At 66.8% G+C, this 22,994-nt stretch carries 21 protein-coding genes; 3 read left to right on the top strand and 18 right to left on the bottom strand.

Features of this window, described 5'->3' with window-relative positions:
• Positions 1-403: 403 nt before the first annotated feature.
• Positions 404-1,879, top strand: a complete 1,476-nt coding sequence (locus QWJ38_RS02355; RefSeq protein WP_290357427.1) for a hypothetical protein — start codon at positions 404-406, stop codon at positions 1,877-1,879.
• Positions 1,880-2,008: 129 nt separating this feature from the next.
• Here the strand turns inward: QWJ38_RS02355 and QWJ38_RS02350 are convergent, their stop codons facing one another.
• The 9 genes from QWJ38_RS02350 to QWJ38_RS02310 form a co-directional block, all read right to left on the bottom strand.
• On the bottom strand, positions 2,009-2,278 hold the full coding sequence (locus QWJ38_RS02350) for a hypothetical protein (protein ID WP_290357426.1): 270 nt from the start codon (positions 2,276-2,278) through the stop codon (positions 2,009-2,011).
• A 413-nt stretch (positions 2,279-2,691) separates the two neighbouring features.
• On the bottom strand, positions 2,692-3,063 hold the full coding sequence (locus tag QWJ38_RS02345; RefSeq protein WP_290357425.1) for a hypothetical protein: 372 nt from the start codon (positions 3,061-3,063) through the stop codon (positions 2,692-2,694).
• A 418-nt stretch (positions 3,064-3,481) separates the two neighbouring features.
• Positions 3,482-3,682, bottom strand: a complete 201-nt coding sequence (locus tag QWJ38_RS02340) for a hypothetical protein (RefSeq protein WP_290357424.1) — start codon at positions 3,680-3,682, stop codon at positions 3,482-3,484.
• A 65-nt stretch (positions 3,683-3,747) separates the two neighbouring features.
• Positions 3,748-3,936, bottom strand: a complete 189-nt coding sequence (locus tag QWJ38_RS02335; protein WP_290357423.1) for a hypothetical protein — start codon at positions 3,934-3,936, stop codon at positions 3,748-3,750.
• Between the two features lie 283 nt (positions 3,937-4,219).
• Positions 4,220-4,669 carry a DUF3293 domain-containing protein gene (locus QWJ38_RS02330; RefSeq protein ID WP_290357422.1) on the bottom strand — a complete coding sequence of 150 codons (450 nt, stop codon included), beginning with the start codon at positions 4,667-4,669 and terminating at the stop codon, positions 4,220-4,222.
• Positions 4,670-4,739: 70 nt separating this feature from the next.
• Positions 4,740-7,937 (bottom strand): type I restriction endonuclease subunit R, encoded by a 3,198-nt coding sequence (locus QWJ38_RS02325; protein WP_290357421.1) that lies wholly within the window; start codon positions 7,935-7,937, stop codon positions 4,740-4,742.
• A 172-nt stretch (positions 7,938-8,109) separates the two neighbouring features.
• Positions 8,110-9,507: a restriction endonuclease subunit S gene (locus QWJ38_RS02320; RefSeq protein WP_290357420.1), complete on the bottom strand. Its 1,398-nt coding sequence runs from the start codon at positions 9,505-9,507 to the stop codon at positions 8,110-8,112.
• The gene (locus QWJ38_RS02315; RefSeq protein ID WP_290357419.1) at positions 9,497-11,065 is read right to left on the bottom strand and encodes a class I SAM-dependent DNA methyltransferase; all 1,569 of its coding nucleotides are present in this window, start codon (positions 11,063-11,065) and stop codon (positions 9,497-9,499) included. The genes QWJ38_RS02320 and QWJ38_RS02315 overlap by 11 nt, the downstream gene beginning before the upstream one ends.
• A gap of 22 nt (positions 11,066-11,087) precedes the next feature.
• The gene (locus QWJ38_RS02310) at positions 11,088-11,864 is read right to left on the bottom strand and encodes an NYN domain-containing protein (protein WP_290357418.1); all 777 of its coding nucleotides are present in this window, start codon (positions 11,862-11,864) and stop codon (positions 11,088-11,090) included.
• A gap of 113 nt (positions 11,865-11,977) precedes the next feature.
• Here QWJ38_RS02310 and QWJ38_RS02305 point away from each other — a divergent pair, with 113 nt between their 5' ends.
• On the top strand, positions 11,978-12,274 hold the full coding sequence (locus tag QWJ38_RS02305) for a hypothetical protein (protein WP_290357417.1): 297 nt from the start codon (positions 11,978-11,980) through the stop codon (positions 12,272-12,274).
• Positions 12,275-12,498: 224 nt separating this feature from the next.
• Here the strand turns inward: QWJ38_RS02305 and QWJ38_RS02300 are convergent, their stop codons facing one another.
• From QWJ38_RS02300 to QWJ38_RS02260, 9 genes are all read right to left on the bottom strand, one after another.
• Positions 12,499-12,693, bottom strand: a complete 195-nt coding sequence (locus QWJ38_RS02300) for a hypothetical protein (RefSeq protein WP_290357416.1) — start codon at positions 12,691-12,693, stop codon at positions 12,499-12,501.
• Between the two features lie 139 nt (positions 12,694-12,832).
• Positions 12,833-13,066 (bottom strand): DUF2805 domain-containing protein, encoded by a 234-nt coding sequence (locus QWJ38_RS02295; protein WP_290357415.1) that lies wholly within the window; start codon positions 13,064-13,066, stop codon positions 12,833-12,835.
• A 14-nt stretch (positions 13,067-13,080) separates the two neighbouring features.
• The gene (locus QWJ38_RS02290) at positions 13,081-14,337 is read right to left on the bottom strand and encodes an AGE family epimerase/isomerase (RefSeq protein WP_290357414.1); all 1,257 of its coding nucleotides are present in this window, start codon (positions 14,335-14,337) and stop codon (positions 13,081-13,083) included.
• The gene (locus QWJ38_RS02285; RefSeq protein ID WP_290357413.1) at positions 14,334-14,882 is read right to left on the bottom strand and encodes an adenine phosphoribosyltransferase; all 549 of its coding nucleotides are present in this window, start codon (positions 14,880-14,882) and stop codon (positions 14,334-14,336) included. The genes QWJ38_RS02290 and QWJ38_RS02285 overlap by 4 nt, the downstream gene beginning before the upstream one ends.
• A gap of 88 nt (positions 14,883-14,970) precedes the next feature.
• A complete protein-coding gene (locus QWJ38_RS02280) occupies positions 14,971-15,651 on the bottom strand; it encodes a PEP-CTERM sorting domain-containing protein (protein WP_290357412.1) in 681 nt (226 codons plus the stop codon).
• Positions 15,652-15,836: 185 nt separating this feature from the next.
• Positions 15,837-17,336 (bottom strand): GGDEF domain-containing protein, encoded by a 1,500-nt coding sequence (locus QWJ38_RS02275; protein ID WP_290357411.1) that lies wholly within the window; start codon positions 17,334-17,336, stop codon positions 15,837-15,839.
• A 104-nt stretch (positions 17,337-17,440) separates the two neighbouring features.
• Entirely contained in the window at positions 17,441-18,703 is a 1,263-nt protein-coding gene (locus QWJ38_RS02270; protein ID WP_290357410.1) for an acyl-CoA dehydrogenase family protein, read from the bottom strand.
• A 104-nt stretch (positions 18,704-18,807) separates the two neighbouring features.
• The gene (locus QWJ38_RS02265) at positions 18,808-19,887 is read right to left on the bottom strand and encodes a cyanophycinase (RefSeq protein ID WP_290357409.1); all 1,080 of its coding nucleotides are present in this window, start codon (positions 19,885-19,887) and stop codon (positions 18,808-18,810) included.
• Positions 19,888-19,976: 89 nt separating this feature from the next.
• Positions 19,977-21,980, bottom strand: a complete 2,004-nt coding sequence (locus QWJ38_RS02260) for a monovalent cation:proton antiporter family protein (protein ID WP_434063931.1) — start codon at positions 21,978-21,980, stop codon at positions 19,977-19,979.
• 95 nt (positions 21,981-22,075) lie between these two features.
• Between QWJ38_RS02260 and QWJ38_RS02255 the strand changes: the two genes are divergently transcribed.
• Positions 22,076-22,906, top strand: coding sequence for a trypsin-like serine protease (locus QWJ38_RS02255; protein WP_290357408.1), 831 nt, complete (start codon positions 22,076-22,078; stop codon positions 22,904-22,906).
• Positions 22,907-22,994: the final 88 nt, after the last annotated feature.

The following is a 22,994-nucleotide window of genomic DNA, read 5'->3' as shown; positions in this document are numbered from 1 at the left end:
GTGACAGTGCGATGACCGACTATGCCCCGTTCGTCACGATCATGAGGGCCGGGGTAGGCCCCCTCGGCCTGGACCTCAGGCCGAGGGAGGCCGGCACCGAGCCTCTCCACTTCTATCGCCTCTTGCACGACCAGCTGGACCCGCAAGGTGCCGTCCCGGCTTAAGTGCCGAGTCGAATCTTTTTAGCAGGAAGCTGGCATTGGAGAAGGACGGCTCCCCCATCCCTCCAGTTCGTGCCAGAACGGCTTCAGGCGGCCGACCTCGGCCCGGTGCCGACTCCCCCGCCCCTGCTAGGCACTCTAAGGCTGTATGCGAGGGCAGGCCCGATGCAAGCGGTCGTGGCGGACCGAAGGTCATTTTCAGCCCGACTGCGCCGGCCGGGTGCTGAGTCTGGGAACCTCCAATGCTGATCCCTTCACGACTCTTTCATCACATCGGTAATCACGTCCCCGAATATCGCATTCAGAAGCCTGAGCACCAGCGCCTGATTGCGACGATGTTGTGGCACTGGGTATGCCAGCCTCGGCGCCACCTCGAATATGTGGACTGGGTGCCCTTCAGCAAGCAGCACATCCGGGACCTATGGGGCTCTGACACCACGATGCGGCGTGTCTGCGGCTACTTGTACTTCGTCGTGCTGCCGGGCGACAACATCGTCGGCCGGTCTAGCGCGTTCTACCCCACGTCCGCGCTCAAACAGGCATTGCAGGACTGCCTCAACGACCTGAAGCCTGATGATCTTGTTCGGGCCGATGGGCGTGTGCTGCGCTCGCTACCTCGCGCGATCCGTTCGCGTTCGGCCGACGGCAACAACGCGAAGTGGCGCGGCGCGAAGTGTGCGAGTGCCGTGAAAATCGACCGGCCTGCACTCGTGACTCTGGCCGTCAGCACGGGCAACCATATCCATAGACGCGCAGCGCTGCAACTGCTCAAACTCTCCTACAACACCGTGTGCGACGGCTCGGTACCAGTGTCGTACGAGCAGCAGTCGACCGGCAGGATCTTCAGCGGGTTGCAGACGATGCCACGAGAGGTGAGGAACACGGCACTGGCGGGCTGCTGGGACTACGATATCGAGAATTGCCACTACGCCATCGTGAAGCAGATGGCAGCCGCTGCTGGCCGTGATTGCCCGATCATCGACACGTACCTGAAGCGGAAGCAGGCGATTCGCGCGTTGCTGGAAAATGCCACCGGCGCGTCGACCATCGACGTTAAGGCCGGGCTAATCGCGCTGCTCTACGGAGCAAGGCTTACCTCTTCGAAAAAGGCGGCCCTTGGCGACCTGCTCGGTCGGGAGGCGGCCGCCATCTTCATCGCCGACCCGTTTGTCAAAGCGCTGGCCGCCGATATCGTGACCGCGCGCAAGGCGATCCTGGCCGCGCAAGCGCGACGACGAGGCCGGTTTACGAACGCGATGGAACTGGAGATCGATCCAGCGGCGGCCGACGAGGCCCAAGTGCTATGCCATCTGCTACAAGGCGTCGAAGCTACCGCCCTGCGTGCCGTGCTGCGTAAGTACGGCGACCGAGTCGTGCTGGCCATGCACGATGGCTGGGTCAGCGACGCCGAACTTGACGTCGATGAGATCGAGCGTCTGATCAAGGACGCTACCGGCTACGACCTGAAGATCGAGGCCAGGCAGATCGTGCCACCGCCGGTCGATATTGCTGGCGCAGGAATGCAAAACGACGAGACACCGGACAACGAATTTTTATTTGAGAATCAATGGCTTGCCGACGCGGAGTTGGAGAACCGTGCCAGTAGTAGTGTCCAGCGTCCTGCCTCTATGCCTTCAGGCCTCCGCCTTTCTCCTCGACCACAGTGGAACTGTCCTCCTGGTTGGTCTGGGGCGAGGCGGCGCCGGGCTGATCCGTGATAAAAAAAACTGGCGGCGCCGCGCAGCAGCTGGATCGCGCGCAGGTCAATTCTCGAACGAAGCTAGTACTCGACCAGCCTCGGGTCAGGGGCATGGAAGCCGGGCACATTGGGTCGTCCGGCAGGGGCTTCAGTCGCCCTTTTTGATCCCGCTCTGCGCCTTGAATTGCGCGTTCTGGTGCTTGAACCGGGCGAGCCGCTTGGCGCCAATCTCGGGGCTGTCCTCGGTGCTGTCGGACGGGGCCGTCTTGCCCAGGCTCTGGACGAAGTCGATCATCGCCTCGGCTCGCTGCGTTGGCGACATCCCGACGAACAGGTTCTCCACCGCAGCGTGCAGCGGGTCGCTTGGGTCGATCACCCTCGGCGCTTGCTCGGAGGGCTTCTTCGAAGACGATGCCATTGCGTTCCTTCTTTGACAGCTTCTTGCTCGGCCGGCGAAGTCACGACGCCGGTCTGGGTGGCTGTGTCGAGGCTACTTCTTTGGCGGCTCCTTCGCGGCCGGGACGGCCGGGGTTGCCCCAGCCGTAGCGTTCGGAGAAGTCTTGGAAGACCGCTTGAACGCGAGGGGCGAGAACACCTGCGGCCCACCCGAAAACATCGGGTGATCCTGCGGCACCGGACCCCGCTCGATAACCTTCGCCATTCGGCTGCTCCTTCCAGTCGTTCGTGACCAAGTTGCCGCTACTGCCGAAATGCAGAAACTCAGCGGTCTTGTATTTGCCCCTTCCCTCACGGGCAGGGAGTCGCCGGGGAACTAGAAGCGGACGACGCGCATGCCGGTGGGCGACGAGACCAATCCAGTCTCGGTCATCTCTAGGCCGCGCGCAACACCCACATGTCCACCGTCACGCCTGCACAGCAGCGCGAGCAGCGTACACGTCGATCTAGCTCATCGGATTGAGGTGGAGGCTGGTCGTCTCGCGTCGTCCCAGTGCTCACCCTGTCGATCACGGAAACGGCTTGCCTGTCCTGCTGCTCGGCCTTCACCTTGATCGACTCGCCGGCCTTGTGATGCGCCGAAGTGCGTGCGGAGAAGATAGTGAAGCTGTCGGACTCGGCCTGCCGGCTGTAGATCGCCAGTAGGCACAGGTGCTGCAGCGGCTGGCTGGTCGACCGGCGCAGGCTCAGGCCAGGAGCGTGGGCGTCGAGTTGAATCGGAGCGTTCCAGGAAGGGTGGGCTTGCAACCCGGAAGGATGGTCACCCCGCCGGCGGCCCCCCATGCGGCCCCAAGCTCGATATCCCCGGGGCCTTGGGTTCCCATCCGGATTCCGCCTCGCACACCCTCTCTGCGATGTCTGTCGTATCTGCTCGCGGACTTCAACTCTGCCTTCCGCGCAACGAATTTCGCCGTAGCTGGATCGTGCAGGCCGCCTTGTCATTGCCTGACCCCGCAGCCCTTCAACCCGCCGGCGTTCAGGATGATCCCGGTGGTCCGCACTCGGCTAAGAACAGTGCTTGCCGGTAGTCACTCTTGAGCCAAACTGGCGGCGGCCTGATGGACACTGCCCGGCGTCATCTCGTAGACCTTGGGGGCAGAGAGGCCGATGGCCTCTGCGGCGTTGGCGAACTTGCGCGACGGGGCGAGCGCCGCCGCCTGCAGCCCTAGCGGGAGGCGAGCTTTTTGAGCCGCTCCACCAGCGGGTCCGTAGGCATCGCCTTGGAATCCGCCGAGGACTTTGTCGGCGAGGAAGCCTTGCTGTTCTTGCGCAGCAAAGCCTTCAGCTCGGAGTGAGGCGCCAGCTTCGCTGGCCGCCCCAGGTTCTCCTCGTCGTGCTGATCCTGCGCTGTCTCTGGCCGTGGCATGGTCGATCTCCTTCGCCGCGTGTACTTGCCCGGGTCATCCGGGTCGCCGGTGCGCTATGGGCGGCCTACTTCCGACCCGGCTGGCCGAACGTCATCCCGAAGACCTTCTGCTCCGTCTTGTAGTCCTGGCGCTGCTGGCGCTCCAGGCCCTGGATCTGCGCGTCCAACTGCTTCACGAACAGGTCGTCCTGCCCATGCTTCGCCACCTCGCGGTCGCGCAGATCCTTCAGGTGCTCCAGTTGCTTCATTGCCATACCCCTCGCGGAACTCAGCTTGCACAGCGCTGGCATCGCCACGTCGACGGCGGAAGGCCTCTTCCTCGCGGTCAGCCCCGGCCTGAGCTCGGTGACTGACCGCTGCGTCCAGCAGCTTGAAGACTATCGGTTCATCTTCCAGCTGTCATCCCCTGGGGGGGCGGACCAAGCAGTCGACCCCCGGGGGGCTTTGGGACCCGAAGTACCCTGCCTCGCGAGCGACGGGGAAGTGCCCGGCGGGCGATGCCCGTGGAGGCGTGATCAGTGGACCGGCGTTGCCGGATTAGAGGGTCACACCGGGATGCCAGCGCAGATGGCAGCCTTCAAAGTGGATCAGAACCACAGCCGCATATTGTTCGAACTCCTGCAGCCAGGCGTCGATCTGGTGCTCGTCCATGTCCAGCACGCAAAGGCTCGGCTCAGGTGGCCATTCGCCAGACGGGTCGCGACCCTGAGCCGGTAGCCAGCGCAGTGAGGCCGCTTCGATGCTAGCGAGCAGGCGCTGCTGCCGAGCGTGGTTCTGTTCCGGCAGTGTCGACGCGCTGAACGGGTTCCAGGCAGTGATGATGCAGGCCGAGCGCGCACCCACCGAGGCCAACCAGGCGTCGATGCAGGTGCCGCCATCGCCGATCCGGAACACGGCCGGCGCTGCCTCCAGCACCTCGAACAGAGTGGCCTCGTAGGATTGCCGTAGCGCCGCAGCTGGACGAGGGATTTGTTGCTCAACTGTCATGGTGTTCTGCCTGGCACGCGCAGGAGGCGCGACCCGGTGTTGTGAATGCCTGTAATCGTGGTGCCCTGTCTCAGACCCAGGCCTCGCCCAGCGCCTGCGCCTGCTGCAGCACCAGCTCCACCGCAGCCTCTTGCATGTCCGGCGGGTACCTGTACTTGCGCAGGATGCGCTTGACCATCAGCCGCAGGCTGGCTCGCACGCTCTCACGCTCTGACCAGTCCACGCTCAGGTTCTTGCGCAGGTTCTCGGTGAGCTCGTGCGCGATCTTCTTCAGCGTCTCGTCGGTCAGTTCCCTGACCGCCGATTCGTTGTTGGCCAAGGCGTCGTAGAAGCGGACCTCGTCGTCGGTCAGCCCCAGGTCCTCGCCGCGCGAGGCCGCCTCGCGGAACTTCTTGGCCATCTGAACCAGTTCTTCCATGACCTGGGCGGTCTCGATGGAGCGGTTCTGGTAGCGCGTGATCACATTGCCCAACAGCTCAGAGAATTTCTTCTGCTGAACGATGTTGGTGGCGAACTTGGACTTGATCTCACCTTCCAGCAGCCGCTCCAGCAGCTCGACGGCCAGATTGCGCTCGGGCAGGTTCTTCACCTGGGCCAGGAACTCGTCGTCAAGCAGGCCGATGTTCGGCTTGTCCAGGCCGACCGCATCGAAGATGTCGACCACGCTGTCGGACACGACGGCCTGGCTGATGATCTGGCGGATCGCCTGCTCGCGCTGCTCGTCGGTCTTCTTCTGCCGCGAGATGTCGGGCTTGGTCAGGATCACCTTGACGGCCTGCAGGAAGGCCACTTCCTCGCGCACGGCCTTGGCCTCGTCCAGCGTGCAGCACAGCGTGAACGCCTTGCTCATAGCCAGCGCGGCGTCGGCGAAGCGCTTCTTGCCGTCGCGGTTGCCCTCGACCTTCAGGCCCAGCACATGGTTGGCCGCGCCAGCCAAGGTCCTGTGGCCGCCGGTCAGGAAGCCGCTCCAGTCGTAGCCGTGCAGCATGGCACGCAGCACGTCGAGCTTCTCGGCCAGCACCGCGTAGGCCTCATGCGCATCGACGGTCGGCCGGCCCCGGCCCTTGCTGGCCGTGTACTCGCGCATGGCCTCCTTCAGCTCGTTGCCGATGCCGATGTAGTCGACCACCAGGCCGCCTTGCTTGTCCTTGAAGACGCGGTTCACGCGGGCGATGGCCTGCATGAGGTTGTGGCCCTTCATCGGCTTGTCCACGTACATGGTGTGCACGCAGGGGGCGTCGAAGCCGGTGAGCCACATGTCGCGCACGATCACAAGTTTGAGCGGGTCACCGGGGTCTTTGAAGCGCTTCTCCAGCCGCTTCTTGACCTGGCTACTGTAGATGTGCGGGCGCAGCAGGGCCTTGTCGCTGGCCGATCCGGTCATGACGATCTTGACGACGCCCTTCTCGGGGTCTGGGTCATGCCATTCCGGACGAAGCTTGACGATCTCGTCGTAGAGGTGGACGCAGATGTCGCGGCTCATCGCCACAACCATGGCCTTGCCGCGCTGGGCGGCGTCGCGAGACTCGAAGTGGGTCACCAGGTCGGCCGCCACGCTGGCCACGCGAGGCCCGGCCCCGACCACCTTCTCCAGCGCCGCCCAACGGCTCTTGAGCCTTGCTTGGGTGCTTTCCTCCTCGTCTTCGGCCAGTTCGTCCACCTCGTCGTCGATGGTGGTCAGCTCCTCTTCGTTCAGGCGCAGCTTGGCCAGGCGCGACTCGTAGTAGATGGCCACGGTGGCGCCATCTTCCTTGGCCTGCAGCATGTCGTAGACATGGATGTAGTTGCCGAACACGGCCCGGGTGTCGCGGTCGGTGGCCGACACTGGCGTGCCGGTGAAGGCCACGAAGGTGGCATGGGGCAGCGCGTCGCGCAGGTGCTGGGCGTAGCCGACCTGGTACTTGGTCTGGTATTCCGGGGATTCAAAATCGCCCGCCACACGCGCAGGATCCCCTCCATCGGCAAGCAACGCGGCCGACGCCTGCCCGCCGCGAGCCTTGACCTCCTTGAGCTTGGCTTCAAAGCCGTACTGCGTGCGGTGGGCCTCGTCGGCGATGACGACGATGTTGTGGCGGTTGGAGAGCGTCGGGAAGATGTCCTCATCCTCCCCGGGCATGAATTTCTGGATGGTCGCGAAGACGATGCCGCCCGAGGGCCGGTTGGCCAGCATGGCGCGCAGTTCCTGCCGCGTGCCGGCCTGCACGGGCTGCTCGCGCAGCAGGTCCTGAGCCAGGCTGAACACGCCGAACAACTGGCCGTCCAGGTCGTTGCGGTCGGTGATCACGACGATGGTGGGGTTCTCCATGGCCGGCTCTTGCATCACCCGGGCGGCGAAGCAGGTCATTGTGATGCTCTTGCCGCTGCCCTGGGTGTGCCAGACCACGCCGCCCTTGCCGCGCAGCACGGCACTGCTGTCGGGCCTGGAGGCCGCGACCACATGCTCGATGGCCGCCCGCACCGCATGGAACTGGTGGTAGCCGGCGATCTTCTTGATCAGACGACCGTCATCCTCGAAGAGAACGAAGTAGCGCAGGTAGTCCAGCAGCATCGCGGGGGCCAAGGCACCGCGCACCAGGGTTTCCAGTTCATTGAACTGGCCAAGCGGGTCCAGGTCGAAGCCGGTGATCGTGCGCCACTGCTGGAAGCGCTCCTCATCGGCCGAGAGCGAGCCCATGCGCGCCTGGCTGCCGTCCGAGATCACCAGCACCTCGTTGTACTGGAACACGTCGGGGATCTGGGCCTTGTAGGTCTGAATCTGGTCGAAGGCCTTCCAGATGTCGGCCTGCGTGTCGGCCGGGTTCTTCAGCTCGATCAGCACCAGCGGCATGCCGTTGACGAAGAGGACGATGTCCGGCCGGCGCGTGTGGTGCGCGCCCTTGATCGTGAACTGGTTGACCGCCCACCACTCGTTGCTGGCGACGTTGCCCCAGTCGATCAGGCGGACGAAGTCGCCACGGGTCTCGCCGTCCTTCTGGTACTGCACCGGCACGCCGCCGACCAGCAGCTTGTGGAAGGCGCGGTTGGCAGACAGCAGGGCCGGGATGCCGAGGTCCAGCACCCGTGAGATCGCATCCTCGCGGGCGCTGGCCGGGATGTTCGGGTTCAGACGATGGATGGCCAAGGCAAGCCGGTCGCGCAGCAGTACCTGGCGGAAGTCGCTGCGCTGGGGGTTCTCGCCGTCAGGTGCGATGGTCAGACCGTGATGGTGGACCCATCCCAGGTCTGCGAGCCAGCCCAAGGCTTCCTGTTCGAGTTGGTCTTCCGTCATCTGCTCCTCCCTGGACCTGGCTCTTCGGCCGAGGTGCTGGTCAAGACTGCCGCCGAAGTCTATGCGGCCCGCGATGTTTCGGTCACCCTCGTGCGCACAGACCGGACCTGGGCGGCTGCAGGCGGCTCCAGAGCGCCTGCAGACCTGCAAGGCTGGGGTGGTAGCGCTGCGGTCATGCCAGGGCTTCCTTGATGGCCTCTGCCACCTCTGACAATCGTAGCTGACCCGGTATCAGGCGGGGGAGGAGGGCGTCGCGCAGGTTTGTCAGTGTGGTGATGTGCTTTCGGTTGGCCATGACACCGTCTGTGATGGACGAGCAGACTTCGGCAAACCTGCTGCACAACACCGGGGGAGGGACCACCAATTGGATTGATCGAAGGTAGCTAACTGGTCGAGCGATAGAGGGCACGCCGACCTGCGATGTATTAGCCAGTAACTGATGCTGGCCAGCCGAGGTCTTGAAGTAGTGGGCTATCCACTCGGGCGTCATCAGCTCAGTTCTACATCTCAGGAAAAACTGACGTTGGGACAGCACGTACTTGCTGAAGGCAGCGTGCTTGTGAAGCAGGGCGACTTGGCCAATGCTACCGGCGTGCGTGAAGATGACATCACCGGCTTGAACGCAGGATTTCGTCAATCGTTCTGCATGGTCTTTGGTGATGAAGTTGAACGTTGTGTCCTCAACGAGGAACTGCTTCAGATGTTGGCCGCTGATCACCGGAATCCCTGAATCAACGAAGGTCTCGACCTTAATGTTGGAACCGAACGGCCCCATGCCTACTCGGTCTGCAAAGTCTTCGACGCGGCAAACGCGCCACCCCCTCGGCGCCGCCCCCAACTCCGAGCCCTCGAAGCTGTCGGGAAAGAGGGCAGCGGTGGCTTCGTCCATGCCGTCGGGTGCGCGGCCGTCGCGCTTGGCGCGCACGGGGTCGAAGTCCACGAACCACGACTTGAACAGCGCCTGGGCGATGGCTTCTAGGGTGGCGTTGGTTTCGCGAAGGAGGGTGATTCGGTCGTCGAGTTTGGCTAGAGCAAACGCCGCGTTTCGTTGAGTTGCAAGGTCGGGAAAGTAAATTGGTACATCGCTCAGAATCTTGGTGTTGAGAGAGGGCATAGTTGCCCCTACTGCAATGCTTCTGATGTACGCCTTAAAGGCCGGCAACCCGAAAAAGTACGACAGCCACTGTGCATCAAGCTCACTCGCATTCGGTCGAACTCGCAGGCAGCGGCCAGAAAACAGCCAACCATCTTCCGCCGGTTGAACTAGAGCGCGACGGTCAACCGATCCAACGCGACTAAACACTATGTCGCCAGCCTTGAGGGCATATTTATTAAGTCTGGCTTTGTCGTCGTCTGACACCTTCGGCAGGTTGGAGTGAACAATCCGATTTTCGCCAAGGTGTTCAACCGTGATGATGGGCGTTCCTTTTTCTACGTAGTCCTCCTGGTGAAGTTGACTACCGAACGGCCCGGTTTGTATTCCAGATTCGACACATAGGTCGCGCAACTTAGCGCAAGTTAAATTCGCGGGCATCGAGCCATAGACTGTCTCCACAGCTTTAGAACTCATACCCTAGCCCCCCCAGCGTCTGCCGAATCAGCACATCCAGCTCCGCACCCTTGGCCATCTGCTCACCGAGCTGCTCGGTTAGGCGGGTCATCTTGTCGGCAAAGGCCTCGTCGTCGTCCTCGACTTCTTCGGCGCCAACATAGCGACCCGGTGTCAGCACATGGCCATGCTGGGCGATCTCTGCCAGCGGCACGCTGCGGCAGTAGCCCGGTATGTCTGCGTACTCGGCCACAGCCTCGCCGGCCGGCGCTTCACCCCGCCAAGCGGCCACGGTGGCGGCGATGCGGGCGATGTCTTGCTCGGCCAGCTCGCGCTGCACGCGACTGATCATCCGGCCCAGCTTGCGGGCGTCGATGAACAAGACCTGGCCCTGTCGACCGGCGGGCTTGGTCTTGGCCAGGAACCAGAGGCAGGCAGGGATCTGGGTGTTGAAGAAGAGCTGGCCGGGCAGGGCGATCATGACCTCCACCCTGTCGGCATCGACCATGGCCGCTCGGATGACGCCCTCGTTGTTCTGGCTGGAACTCATGGAGCCGTTGGCCAGCACGATGCCGGCACGGCCGGTGTCCTTCAGGTGATGCAGCATGTGCTGCAGCCAGGCGTAGTTGGCATTGCCCTGCGGCGGGTCACCATGGACCCAGCGCGGGTCGCCCTCCAGGCTGCCGTGCCACCAGTCGCTGATGTTGAACGGCGGGTTGGCGAGGATGTAGTCGGCGCGCAGGTCGGGATGCTGGTTGCGGGTGAAGGTGTCTTGAGGCTCGCGGCCGAGATTGAAGTCGATGCCGCGGATGGCCAGGTTCATGGCTGCCAGCCGCCAGGTGGTGGGGTTGCTCTCCTGGCCGTAGATGGACACATCGCCCAGCTTGCCGCCGTGGGCCTCGATGAACTTCTCGCTCTGTACGAACATGCCCCCGGACCCGCAGCAGGGGTCGTAGACCTTGCCGTGGTGCGGGGCCAGGACGGCCACCAGCGTCCGCACGATGGAGGCCGGCGTGTAGAACTGCCCGCCCTTCTTGCCCTCGGCACTGGCGAACTGGCCCAGGAAGTATTCGTAGACCTGGCCCAGCACGTCGCGGGCCTGACCGGGGCCGTCGCCGAAGCCGATTGTGGAGACCAGGTCCACCAGTTCGCCAAGCTTGCCGTCTGGCAGCTGGGCACGGCCGTAGCGCTTGTCCAGGATGCCCTTGAGCTTGGGGTTGTCGGCTTCGATCAGGGTGAGGGCGTCATCGATGCTGCGGCCGATGGTGGGCTGCTTGGCCTGGCCGCGCAGATGCTCCCAGCGCGCGCCCGCGGGCACCCAGAAGACGTTGACGGAGGTGTAGTAGTCGCGGTCGTCGGCCTCGGCGGCCAGGTCGGCATCGCTGGCGCCGTCGTAGTAGTACTCGTCGGCCGGATCGCGAAGACGGGCGATCACTTCGGCCCGGCGGGCGGCGAAGGTGTCGGACACGTACTTCAGGAAGATCAGGCCGAGCACCAGATGCTTGTATTCGGCAGCGTCCATGTTGGCGCGCAGCTTGTCGGCGGCGGCCCAGAGGGTTTTCTTGATGTCGTCGAGCATGGGTCGAAAGGGAATGCGTAGATCAGTTGGCGGCGTCGATGGCGGCTACGGCCGGCGGAGCGTCTTTGGGCGCGGCGAGCGCGACCGTCCAGTGTCCACCGGGTTCCTGGCGGAGGCTCAGCAAGTCATAGGTCTTGAGCATGCTGACCAGGCCGGAGTGGCCAAGCGTCTGCGGCGTGAAGGCGGGGTCCGTCCGGCGCAAGTATGAGCCCAAGGTGCTGACATGCACCCGGCCATCGGCCGTCTCGGCGGCCATGAGCTTGACCGCGTTGACCACGGACCTGGGCCGCTGCTTGGGCTTGGGTGGCGAAGCGGGCTTGGCCACTTGGACGGATGTCTCGCCGGCCGAGGGCGCATCGGCCGGAGTCCACTCGAAGAACTGGTCGCTGGCGTTGCGCAGGGCTTCTGGCGTCTTGGCCTCGCCGACGATGTGGACGGTGGCGCCGCGTTCTCGCAGCTTGCGGCACAGGCCGGCGAAATCGGAGTCGCTGGTGACCAGGCAGAAGGTGTCGGCTCGCCGGTCGAACATGGCCTCGATGGCGTCCATGGCCAGGGCGATGTCCGAGGTGTTCTTGCCCGGCGAATAGGTGTACTGCAGGCAGGGCGTGAAGGCCCGCCTGACCAGCGCATCCTGCCATTTGTTGGCCAAGGTGCTGTGGTTGCCGAAGCCCCGGCGCAGCACCACCCGGCCGAACTGCGCGGCCACCTGCAAGGCGTACTCCAGCACGTCTGGAGATGCGTTCTCGCAGTCCACTAGCACCGCCACCTTGGCGTCTGTATTGAGCTCTGTCGGCCCCATATTGTTCTCCCCTATGCGGCGGGGATGATATGCGACCCCTTCATCAAATGGTCGCCCCGCTAGGGGTGTTCTCAGCACAATGAAAATCGTGCTCCGCTGCCTAAAATTTAGGCATGGCACTGGGCAGAAAAACCGGAGGCAGGGTCGCGGGCACCGTCAACCGCAGGACCGCCGACGTGATTGAGCGGCTGGAACAGCTCGGATGCGACCCCATCGAGGGTATGGCTGCCATCGCGATGGACCTGGACAATCCGCCAGAGCTGCGGGCTCGCATGTATGCCGAGCTGGCCCAGTATGTGGCGCCAAAGCGGCGGGCACTGGACGTGACGTCGGCGGAGGCCCCGGCGGTCAGCATACGTCTTGGGATCCCGATGAAGGCCGAGACGATGCCGCCGGCCGAGACCATCTAAAGTCGATCCGAGTAGATCGCTGCATGGCTGATGGTGCCGTTCAGGCCGTCATGTCGGAGATTGGTGCGGGGCGGTCCGGCCAGCCCGCTCCGCTGGCGAGGTGGCGGTCCGATTCGAGTACACACTTGAGTACACGCCGGCGCGAGTCTGTGGCCATCTCTAGTAGTGGCGCGGCTTTGCGGCGACTTTATAGCTTCTGCATCGGCAAGTGAGCGCCGCGGCGCTTACTTGCAGGTGAAGCTCTTCGCGTTCACTTCCTTGATCTGGCCGGCGCCGCAGGTCTGCGTCGCCTGCTCGCTCATCTTGGCCACGTCGGCCGGCTCGGAGATGCGCACGCTGGACGGCGGGACGATGACGCAGGCGCTGCAGAGGGCGGCCGCGGCGAGGGCGAGCGAGAACGGAAGGAGGCGAGAGTTCATGCGGGGGCTCCGTGTGAGGGGCGATGGCTACAGAAAGCACGCCACTGTAGGGAGACCCGGAACGCCCGGCACGCGCCGGCCGACGGTCCGGCGATCGCCGGTCACAGGCTGCAGCTGCGCACGATGAACGGTCGGGCCCTCAGCGCCCGTAGGGCCAGCGCGCCTTCACCGTCGGCGCCTTGGCGGCCTTGGCCCTGGCCGCCCATTGCTTGTAGGCGGCCGGGCTCAGCGCGCGCTTCATCAGCGCCACCAGCTCGCCGGGCCCGATGCCATGCTCCATCAGCACCCGGTTGTAGGGCGGCAGGTCGTCCCAGGCGGTGGCGACGACGCGCTGGGTCTCTTCGGGGCTGAGGCGGGGCGGAAGTTTGGCCATGGCCCGATTGTCGGTCAGCGGCCGGCCTCGATGGCGGCGCGGTGCATGCTGGTCATGTGATAGGGATCGAGCTGCTCGTCGCCGCAACTGATGCGCTGGCAGGTCTGCAGCGCGCCGCCCTTCCAGCCGCCCCTGGGGTCGATCAGCTCGTTGCGGATCAGCGCCAGCGTCTGCTCGTAGCGGCGCAGCAGATCGTTGCGGCCGGTGGTCTGGGCGCCGACGATCATCGCGTGCAGGCATTCGGCCTGCTGCCAGGCGAACTTCTCGCGCACCACGCGCTCGCCGTCCGGATCGGCGCGGTTGAAGGCGCCGCCGTCGACATCGTCATAGCCCTTCTGCAGCGCGTATTGCAGCAGGCGCTCGGCGACCGGGCCGTACAGCGGCGACACGCCCTGGCGCGCCGCCGTCTGCAGCAGATGGCTCCATTCGAACTGATGGCCCAGATCGACATAGCCGCCGGCCTCGCGCGTCGGCAGCGGCACCCAGCTGGCGTCGTACCACTCGGCGATCATCGCGCCGCCGTCGGGCCGGCCCTGCAGCAGCTTGTAGACGACGAAATCGCCCAGCTGCTTGGCGCCGGCCAGCGCTGCGGCGTCGCCGGTCGCCTCGTGCAGCGCCAGCAGCGCTTCGAACAGATGCATCAGCGGGTTCTGCGTGCGCGCACCGGTCATCGGGCTGAAGTTGCGCGTCGCCTCGTTGACGAAGCCGCCATTCGGTGCGCGCAAGCCGGCGGCGATCTCCTGCCAGCTGCGCAGCGCCGCCTTGCGGTAGCGCTCGTCCTGCGTCACCCGGTACAGATGCGACAGCGCATAGAGCGCGAAGGCCTGGCCATAGGTGCGCTTGATGTCGGCGACCAGCTTGCCGTCGGCGGCGACGACATGGAAGAAGCCGCCGTTGACCGGGTCGTGGAAATGCTCGAGCAGGAAGTCGCCGCCGCGCGTCGCCGCCTCCAGATAGCGGCGGTCGCGGCTCAGCTCGTAGCCTATCGCCATCGCATAGACCAGCCGAGCCTGCAGGGTCAGCTCGACGGCAGCCTGGTTCGGCCGCGGCCGCCAGTCGCGGTCGAACGCGGTCAGGAACATGCCCGAGGGCGTCGGCGCCAGCGCCAGCCATTTGGACAGATGGCCGTCCAGCAGCGCCTGGCGGTGCCATTGCGCGTCGATCGTCTGCGCCGTCTTGGCCTTGGGGTCGCAGCCGGCCAGCGGCAGCGACAGCAGCAGCGCCAGCGCGGCGGCCCCGGCCGAGCGCGCCAGCCGCCGCGCGGCCCTCATAAGCCCTCGAACTCCAGCAGGGTGAACAGCGGCAGGCCCGCCTCGCGCAGGCGCTGCGAGCCGCCGAGTTCGGGCAGGTCGACGATGGCCGCGCCCTCGACGATCTCGGCGCCCAGGCGCTGCAGCAGGCGCGCGCCGGCGCCCATGGTGCCGCCGGTGGCGATCAGGTCGTCGATCAGCACGATGCGCTCTCCCGGCCGCACCGCATCGGTATGGATCTCGACGCTGGCGCTGCCGTACTCGAGCTCGTAGCGCTCCTCGACGGTGGTGAAGGGCAGCTTGCCCTTCTTGCGGATCGGGATGAAGCCGATGTTCAGCTCGTAGGCGAGCACCGAGCCGATGATGAAGCCGCGCGCATCGAGCCCGGCGATCGCATCGGGCTTGCGGTCGAAGTAGCGGTGCACGAACTGGTCGATCAGCACGCGGAACACCCGCGGATTGGACAGCAGCGGCGTGATGTCGCGGAACTGCACGCCCGCATGCGGCCAGTCGGGCACGGTGCGGATGTGGCTGCGGATGTAGTCGGCGGCACTCGGTTCGGGCATGCGGCGATCGTAGTGGAAACCGGCGGCGCGCGGACCGGCGGCCAGCCCGCCTCGTCCCGCCGCCCCGCCGTCCCGCGGCTCCGGCGGGCTAGCGCATCCGACGCCGCGCCGCGATGCCGACGCCCAGCAGGCCCAGCGCCATCAGCGCATAGCTGGCCGGCTCGGGCACCGGGGTCGCGACGCCGAAGGTGCCGACGGTGAAGCCGTTCCAGTACTCGTTGGTCAGGCTGGTCCAGGTGATGGACGAGACGGCGCCGGTGAAGCGGATCACGCCATGCGGCTCGCCGGTGCCGTTCAGCTGGAACTGGCCGTTGCCGAGGTCGACCTTGCTCAGCGTGCCGCAGCCCCAGTAGCCGCAGCCGGTGCTGACGATCTCGAAATCGGAGTCGAAGCGGTAGCCGTTGCCGTTCAGGCTGACGACGGCGAAGAACAGGTTGTCGACCGGCTGCGAGAACTCCAGCGTCTTGGCCGTGTTGCGCGACAGGGCGATCATTTCCGCGGCCGGCGGCGGGTTGTCGATCAACGCGCTGACATAGGGCGTGCTGGGGATGTAGTAGCTGCCGCCGCTGCCGGTCTGCAGAAAGGCGACCTCGCCGCTGTAGCTGATGTCAACCTGGCCCGCGCTCGTCGCGAAGTGGCCGGCGGCGCTGCCGTTGACGCCGGCGGTGCCCGAGGTCCAGTCGGCCCAGTTGACCGGCAGCGCCTGGGCGCTGCCGAGCGCCGTGCCGGCAAGGAGGGCGATCGAGAGTTGTTGCGGAAAAAGACGCATGGTGGACTCCAGACTTGCAGCAAGACAGGGGCGCTGCGCGGCGTGGCCGCGAGCGGGCGAACAAGGCGCGCGTTGGGCGGCAAGCCGCGCACCCGTTGGCGCCGGTTCTGCAAGATCGGCCGGGGCTGAAGCTCGATTCGGGGACTTGTCGCTTGCCGGCCCGGGCGGTGGGCGGCTCAGGGGGCTCAGGCGGCCCGCGGCGCGGCGCAGACCATGCGCGCGCGGCCCTGCTGCTTGGCCTGGTAGAGCGCGGCGTCGGCCTGCTCGATCAGGCTTTGCGCCGGCTGCTGCGCATCGCCGCAGCGGGCGACCACGCCGATGCTCAGCGACACGGTGGGCCGTGTGGGCGCGCCGGCATGCTCGATCGCCGCCAGCCGCATGCTGTCCAGGCAGCGCTGGGCGACGACCTGGGCGCCGGCCAGATCGGTGTCGACCAGCAGGATGGCGAACTCCTCGCCGCCATAGCGGCAGACCGGCTCGCCGCTGCGGCCAACGCAGCTGCGCAAGAGGCTGGCGACGCGGCGCAGGCAGTCGTCGCCGGCGACATGGCCGTAGTGGTCGTTGTACTGCTTGAAATGGTCGATATCGACCAGCAGCAGCGCCAGCGAGCTGCCGGCGCGGGCGCTGCGCTGCCATTCCTGCAGCAGGGTCTGGTCGAACAGGCGGCGATTGCCGACGCCGGTCAGGCCGTCGGTGGTCGACTGCCGTGCCAGCAGTGCATTCGCCTCGCGCAGCCGCACCTCCTGCAGCTTGCGCTCGGTCAGGTCGGTGATGATGGCGACGAAGCGGTCGGTCGTCTCGGTGCGCACCTCGGCGACGCTGAGCTGCAGGGTCAACTCGCGGCCGTCGCGATGGCGGGCGGTCAGCTCGCGCGGGCCGCCGACCAGCGCCGCCGGCAGCAGGCGCTCGCCGCTGGCCGGGCCGTTCAGGCCGGCGCCGAACAGCAGCTCGATATGGCTGCCGCGCAACTCGTCGGCAACGAAGCCGAACAGCTGCTCGCAGGCCGGGTTCAGCTCCAGCACATGGCCGCTGCGGTCCAGCGTCAGCACGCCGTTTTGCGCGACGCGGATCAGCGCCTGCAGATGCGCCTGGCTGGCGGCCAGGCGCTGCTGCTCATGCACCAGGTCGCTGACGTCCAGGCGCACGCCGACGATGCCGCCGGAGGGCGTGCGGCGCTCGAAGATGCGCAGCCAGCGCTCGTCGTGCACGCGCTGCAGCAAGGGTTCGCGCTCGGTCTTGCGCGAGGCCAGGCGCTCCAGCAGCCATTCCTCCTCGCGGCCGACCGCGTCGGGAATGCCGCCGCGTGCCAGCGAGGCCCGCGCCAGCTCCTCGAAGCTGGCGCCGCGCTCGAACAGCGGCCGCATATGCGGATAGATCTCGACCAGGCGCTGGTTGTAGGCGACTAGGCGGTCGTGGCGGTCGAAGATCTCGACGCTGGCCGGCAGCGCGTCGATCGCCTCCTCCAGCGTGCGGCGCGCCTCGGCGGCCTGCTGGCGGGCGCTGCGCAGCGCCCGCAGCGCCAGCACGGCGGCCAGGCTGGTGGCCGCCAGGCTCAGCGCAGCGAGTGCCGGCACCGGCGCCTTCCAGCCGCCGGCAAGCGCGACCAGCAGCGCGCCCTGCGACAACGGCGCCAGCGCGATCAGCGGGGCGGTCCAGCGGGAGGCGGGGGTGGCGGGGCGTTTCATCGGCGACGGCGTGCTGAGGGCAATCTAGCCCAGGGCCGCGGCGCTGACCATAGTCGGGGGCGCGAAATGCCGCCGCCGTGGCGGCGCCGCCGCAAACCCGGCGCTCAGCCGCCGCGCGTGATCGGCATGCGCACTTCGCCGCCCGGCAGCTTCATGTGCTTGGACAGCTCGAGCTTGGCCAGCGAGTTGCGGTGCACCTCGTCCGGGCCATCGGCCAGGCGCAGGGTGCGCTGGTGCGCCCACATCATCGCCAGCGGCGTGTCCTGCGAGACGCCCATGCCGCCGAAGACCTGGATCGCCCAGTCGATCACCTTCAGCGCCATCGTCGGCGCGACGATCTTGATCATCGCGATCTCGGCCTTGGCGACCTTGTTGCCGACCGTGTCCATCATGTAAGCGGCCTTCAGCGTCAAGAGCCGCGCCTGCTCGATGCTGCAGCGCGCCTCGGCGATGCGCTCCTGCGTGACCGTCTGCTGGGCCACCGTCTTGCCGAAGGCGGTGCGGCTGATCGCGCGCTGGCACAAGAGCTCCAGCGCCCGTTCGGCCGCGCCGATCGAGCGCATGCAGTGGTGGATGCGGCCGGGGCCCAGGCGGCCTTGGGCGATCTCGAAGCCGCGGCCCTCGCCGAGCAGGATGTTGGTGACCGGCACGCGCACATTCTTCAGCTCGACCTCCATATGGCCGTGCGGCGCATCGTCGTAGCCGAACACCGAGAGGAAGCGCTTGACGGTGATGCCGGGCGTGTCGGCCGGCACGACGATCATCGACTGCTGCTCGTGGCGGCCGGCGTCCGGATTGGTCTTGCCCATCACGATGTAGACGGCGCAGCGCGGATCGCCGGCGCCGGAGGACCACCACTTGGTGCCGTTGATCACGTAGTCGTCGCCGTCACGCTCGATCCGGCACTCGATATTGGTCGCGTCGGAGGAGGCGACGGCCGGCTCGGTCATCAGAAAGGCCGAGCGGATCTCGCCGCGCAAGAGCGGCTCCAGCCAGCGGTCCTTCAGCGCCTCGCTGGCATAGCGCTCCAGCGTCTCCATATTGCCGGTGTCCGGCGCCGAGCAGTTGAAGACCTCGGGCGCCCAGTGCACGCGGCCCATGATCTCGCACAGCGGCGCGTATTCGAGATTGGACAGGCCCTCGGGCGCGCGCGAGGACTTCGGCAGGAACAGATTCCACAGCCCGGCCTGGCGGGCCAGCGGCTTCAGCTCCTCGATCAGCGTCGTCGGAATCCAGGCGTTGCCCTTCTGGCGGTTGGCCTCGATCTCGGCATGGAAGCGGTGCTCGTTCGGATAGATGTGCTGGTCCATGAAGGCCAGCAGACGGGCCCGCATCTGCTCCACCTTGGGGCTGTAGTCGAAGTTCATGCGGAAATCTCCTGTTGGGTGCTCTCGCGTGAACGCAGTGTGGCGCATCGACGCGGCAGCGGCTGTCGCCCAGGCGCCAGCCGGCCGCGGCCAGGGCGGGGCGATCAGTAGGGATTGCTGCTCAGCACGCCGCCGAGCGCGTCCACGTAATAGGGCGCGACGCCGTCCGAGCGGCTCCAGTTCAGGAGATCGAAGACGGCGCTGCCGGCGCGCATGCGGTCGATGCGGACATTGCGCATGGACAGCGGCTTCTTGGCCTGGATCAGGTCCGGCGCCAGCTGCGGCTGCACGAAGTAGGCGGTGCCGCCGCCGTAGACGCGGGCCTGGCCGTCGTCGACGACCAGGGCCGTGTTCTCGTCCAGACCGACGCCGCGCGCCTGCGTCGGCGCCAGTGCGCCGTCCTGGATATTGCGGGCCACGAAGCTGATCAGCCGGCCCATGCGGTCGCGCGTGACCAGATGCGCGTCGGTGATCGTGTTGGCCAGGCCGCGCAGCCCGCTCAGGAAGCCGCGGTCCAGGGTTTCGCGCCGGTCATAGGGATTGGCCAGTGCCTGGTCCGAGGTGATCGAGCCGTTCTCGGCCGAGAAGTCGATGTCGCCCAGCACGTCGAGGCCGGCGCTGGTGCCGCCGAAGGGCACCTTGCGCGCCAGCAGGGCCTGCAAGGTCGCGTCGAGCCTGCTGCCCTTCCAGTCGCGGATGTAGTCCCACTGGTCGCCGCCGGCGATGAAGAGCAGATCGGCGCGCGCGACGATCGCGTTGACGGTCGGGTCGTCCGCACCGGCGCGCGACTTGATCACCAGGGTCTCGACCGAGTCGACCGGATTGGGTGTGCCGGCCGGGTAGAGCTGGTTCAGCAGATAGTCGTTGTAGCCGTCGGCGCCGCTGGCGCGGATGACGACGATGTCGATCTTGCCGCCAGCGTTGCCGGCGGCCTTGGCGATCATCGCGCGGAAGGCCTCGTCGACATCGAGGCCGCCGCCCATCAGCACCAGCTGGCTGCTCGTCGGTGCGGCCGGCTGCATGTCCGCCGCATTGCCGCTCAGGTAGTAGTCGTAGAGCTTGCTGGTCGCCGTCGGCTTGCCGCTGACCTTGCCCTCGCTGCCGGCCGCCCAGGCCAGCGGCGGGGCGAGCAGCAGCGCGGCAGCGAGCAGCTGGCTGAGCAGCGAACGTCGAGTTGGGGTCATGGCGAGCTCCTGAAGGACGGTGCGCGATTCTCCGCGGGCGCCGCTGGCGGCGTCCATGCTCCAAAGCCCCCGGTCGAGCAGGCAGGCGGCTATTTGCGCGCGACGAGCAGCTTCTGCTCGGCCAGCGCCAGCGCCGCCGGCACGCCGGACAGCACCAGGGTGTCGCCGCCGCCCAGCAGCATCTCCTCGTCGGCCTGCACGACGGCGCCGTTGGCGCGCCGCACCGAGGCGACGGCGACGCCTATCGCATGCAGGGCCAGCGCGCCGAGCGGCTTGCCGGCCAGCGGCGAGGCCATCGGCAGGGTGACGGCGTTCAGCCGCGCATGCGAGCGCTCCTCGCTGCTGTCGTCGTCGGCGCCGTGGAAATAGCCGCGCAGGAGGCCGTAGCGCGCATCGCGTGCGGCCTGCGTCAGACGCAGGACGCGGCGCATCGGCACGCCGACCAGGGCCAGCGCATGGCTGGCCAGCATCAGCGAGCCCTCGATCGCCTCCGGCACCACCTCGGTCGCGCCGGCCGCGCGCAGCTTCTCCAGATCGCTGTCGTCGATCGTGCGCACGATCACCGGCACCTGCGGCGCATGGGCCTGGACCAGGTGCAGGATCTTCAGCGCCGAGGGCGTGTCGTGGTAGGTGACGACCACGGCGCTGGCGCGCGCCAGACCGGCCGCCATCAGGCTCTGCGGCCGCGCCGCGTCGCCGAAGACCACGCTCTGGCCGGCCGCGGCGGCCTGGCGCACCCGGTCCGGGTCCAGGTCCAGCGCCATGTACGGGATTTGCTCGCCTTCCAGCAGGCGGGCCAGGTTCTGGCCGCTGCGGCCGTAGCCGCAGATGATCACATGCGCATCGGCCTTGATCGACTTCTTGGCGATCGTCGTCAGCTGCAGCGACTGCAGCATCCAGTCGCTGGCCGACAGCTTCATCACGATGCGGTTGCTGTAGAGCACCAGCAGCGGCGTCGCCAGCATCGACAGCACCATGCTGGCCAGCACCGGGCTGATCCATTGCGGCGCCAGCAGCTGCTGCTGGGCGCCCAGCGCCAGGATCACGAAGCCGAATTCGCCCGCCTGGGCCAGGTAGAGGCCGGTGCGCAGCGCGACGCCGGTCGGCGCGCGGAACAGCTTGGCCAGACCGGAGATCAGCGCGAACTTGATCAGGATGGGGGCCAGGCTCAGCACGATCACCAGCGGCCAATGCGCCAGCAGCGGCCGCCAGTCCAGCCGCATGCCGATGGTGATGAAGAACAGGCCCAGCAGCACGTCGTGAAAGGGCCGGATGTCGGCCTCCACCTGGTGCTTGTACTCGGTCTCGGCGATCAGCATGCCGGCGATGAAGGCGCCCAGGGCCAAGGACAGGCCGGCATGCTCGGTCAGCCAGGCCAGGCCCAGGGTGACCAGCAAGAGGTTCAGCATGAACAGCTCGTCGCTCCTGCGCCGGGCCACCAGGGTCAGCCACCAGCGCATCAGCTTCTGCCCGCCCACCAGCAGCAGGCCCAGCAGGCCCACCGCCTTCAGCCCGGCCCAGGCCAGCTCCTCGGCCATCTCGCCGGCGCTGCTGTTCAGGGCCGGGATCATCACCAGCAGGGGCACGACGGCCAGATCCTGGAACAGCAGCACGCCGATCACACGCCGGCCATGCTCGCTTTCCAGCTCCAGCCGCTCGGCCATCAGCTTTACGACGATGGCGGTCGAGCTCATTGCCATCGCCGCGCCCAGCACCAGCGCGCCACGCCAGCCAAGCTGCCATTCGGAGCCCAGCACATGGAACAGCCAGGCCAGGCCGAGATGGCCCAGCATGGTGCCGGCGATCGTCAGCAGCACCTGCAGCAGGCCCAGGCCGAAGACCATGGTGCGCATGCTGCGCAGCTTGGGCAGATTGAACTCCAGGCCGATGACGAACATCAGGAAGACGACGCCGAACTCGGCCAGATAGAGCAGGCCGGCCGAGTTGCCGGCCAGGGCCTTGACCTGCGGCCCGATCAGCACGCCGACGACCAGATAGCCCAGCATCGGCGGCAGCTTCAGCAGCCGGCAGCTGACCACGCCCAGCACGGCGGCGATCAGATAGAGCAGGGCCAGATCCAGCGAGGTGATCATGGGGGCATGTTAATGAAGCCCGGACCATCCACGTTCGAGGGCTTGCGCCGACACGGCGCCGGCGCCTAGTCTTGCGGGCTCAGGAGGTGCCCGCCATGTCGTTCCCGCGCTGCCCGTCCCTGTTCGCCTGCCTGCTGCTGGCCCTGGCCGCGCCGGCCCATGCCATCGTCGGCGGCACGCCGACCACCGCCTTCGGCCAGGTCTCCAACGGCGTGCAGATCGCGCCGAACTGGGTGCTGACGGCCCGCCATGTCGGCTACGCGGTGGGCGGCGGCTATGCCAACGGCTACGGCGCCAGCACGGTGGCGGCGCGCTACGACGCGATCGACGCCGGCGTCCCCTTCCCCACGCTGGACCTGGCCCTATTGCGGCTGGCGACGCCCATCGCTGCGCCGGCGCTGAGCCTGAACAGCAGCATCCTGGCCGAGAGCGATGCCTACGCCATTCCCGCGACCATGGTCACGGCTCAGAACCAGGCGCCGCGCGGTTACGCGCCGACCACGGTGCGCGAATTCGCGCCGAAGGCCGACCCGGACGACGAGGGGCCGAAGACGCCGGTCGACGTGATGTGGCTGGTCAGCTATCCCGACGGCTTCGGCGCACCCTATGTGCAGAGCGGCGACAGCGGCGGCGCGCTCTTCATCGGCCATGTGAGCGACGCCCTGACACCGCTGTGGGGCATCACCTCGGCGCAGCTGTACGACGAGGATGAGCAGGGCCAGCGGAGCAATTTCCGCTCGGCCTTCGTGCAGCTGGGGAATTTCCGCAGCTGGATCGACACGACGATGAGTGCCGACCTGGCCGACACCCAGCTGGCCGCCTGGGTGCAGACCAGCGCCGTGCCAGAGGCCTCGCCGGCGACGCTGCTGGTCTTGGGCCTGCTGGCCTTGCTGCGTCTGTGCGGCCGGCGAAACCGGCTAGCGTAAGTACCGGCGCGATCGCAGAGCGCCAAGCCCTAGACTCCCGGCGCGCGGCTGCAAGTGCAGCGAGCAGCATAAGAAGAGCATGCGTTCG

The organism is Roseateles violae (assembly GCF_030410485.1).
GTDB lineage: Bacteria > Pseudomonadota > Gammaproteobacteria > Burkholderiales > Burkholderiaceae_C > Roseateles_D > Roseateles_D violae.
The sequence above is the reverse complement of the archived record's forward strand: the minus strand, read 5'-3'. Positions and strand labels throughout refer to the sequence as shown.

Coding starts and splice junctions, on each gene's coding strand:
- QWJ38_RS02355 (WP_290357427.1), top strand. CDS start 404: ATGCTGATCCCTTCACGACTCTTTCATCACATCGGTAATCACGTCCCC.
- QWJ38_RS02350 (WP_290357426.1), bottom strand. CDS start 2,278: ATGGCATCGTCTTCGAAGAAGCCCTCCGAGCAAGCGCCGAGGGTGATC.
- QWJ38_RS02340 (WP_290357424.1), bottom strand. CDS start 3,682: ATGCCACGGCCAGAGACAGCGCAGGATCAGCACGACGAGGAGAACCTG.
- QWJ38_RS02335 (WP_290357423.1), bottom strand. CDS start 3,936: ATGGCAATGAAGCAACTGGAGCACCTGAAGGATCTGCGCGACCGCGAG.
- QWJ38_RS02330 (WP_290357422.1), bottom strand. CDS start 4,669: ATGACAGTTGAGCAACAAATCCCTCGTCCAGCTGCGGCGCTACGGCAA.
- QWJ38_RS02325 (WP_290357421.1), bottom strand. CDS start 7,937: ATGACGGAAGACCAACTCGAACAGGAAGCCTTGGGCTGGCTCGCAGAC.
- QWJ38_RS02320 (WP_290357420.1), bottom strand. CDS start 9,507: ATGAGTTCTAAAGCTGTGGAGACAGTCTATGGCTCGATGCCCGCGAAT.
- QWJ38_RS02315 (WP_290357419.1), bottom strand. CDS start 11,065: ATGCTCGACGACATCAAGAAAACCCTCTGGGCCGCCGCCGACAAGCTG.
- QWJ38_RS02310 (WP_290357418.1), bottom strand. CDS start 11,864: ATGGGGCCGACAGAGCTCAATACAGACGCCAAGGTGGCGGTGCTAGTG.
- QWJ38_RS02305 (WP_290357417.1), top strand. CDS start 11,978: ATGGCACTGGGCAGAAAAACCGGAGGCAGGGTCGCGGGCACCGTCAAC.
- QWJ38_RS02300 (WP_290357416.1), bottom strand. CDS start 12,693: ATGAACTCTCGCCTCCTTCCGTTCTCGCTCGCCCTCGCCGCGGCCGCC.
- QWJ38_RS02295 (WP_290357415.1), bottom strand. CDS start 13,066: ATGGCCAAACTTCCGCCCCGCCTCAGCCCCGAAGAGACCCAGCGCGTC.
- QWJ38_RS02290 (WP_290357414.1), bottom strand. CDS start 14,337: ATGAGGGCCGCGCGGCGGCTGGCGCGCTCGGCCGGGGCCGCCGCGCTG.
- QWJ38_RS02285 (WP_290357413.1), bottom strand. CDS start 14,882: ATGCCCGAACCGAGTGCCGCCGACTACATCCGCAGCCACATCCGCACC.
- QWJ38_RS02280 (WP_290357412.1), bottom strand. CDS start 15,651: ATGCGTCTTTTTCCGCAACAACTCTCGATCGCCCTCCTTGCCGGCACG.
- QWJ38_RS02275 (WP_290357411.1), bottom strand. CDS start 17,336: ATGAAACGCCCCGCCACCCCCGCCTCCCGCTGGACCGCCCCGCTGATC.
- QWJ38_RS02270 (WP_290357410.1), bottom strand. CDS start 18,703: ATGAACTTCGACTACAGCCCCAAGGTGGAGCAGATGCGGGCCCGTCTG.
- QWJ38_RS02265 (WP_290357409.1), bottom strand. CDS start 19,887: ATGACCCCAACTCGACGTTCGCTGCTCAGCCAGCTGCTCGCTGCCGCG.
- QWJ38_RS02260 (WP_434063931.1), bottom strand. CDS start 21,980: ATGATCACCTCGCTGGATCTGGCCCTGCTCTATCTGATCGCCGCCGTG.
- QWJ38_RS02255 (WP_290357408.1), top strand. CDS start 22,076: ATGTCGTTCCCGCGCTGCCCGTCCCTGTTCGCCTGCCTGCTGCTGGCC.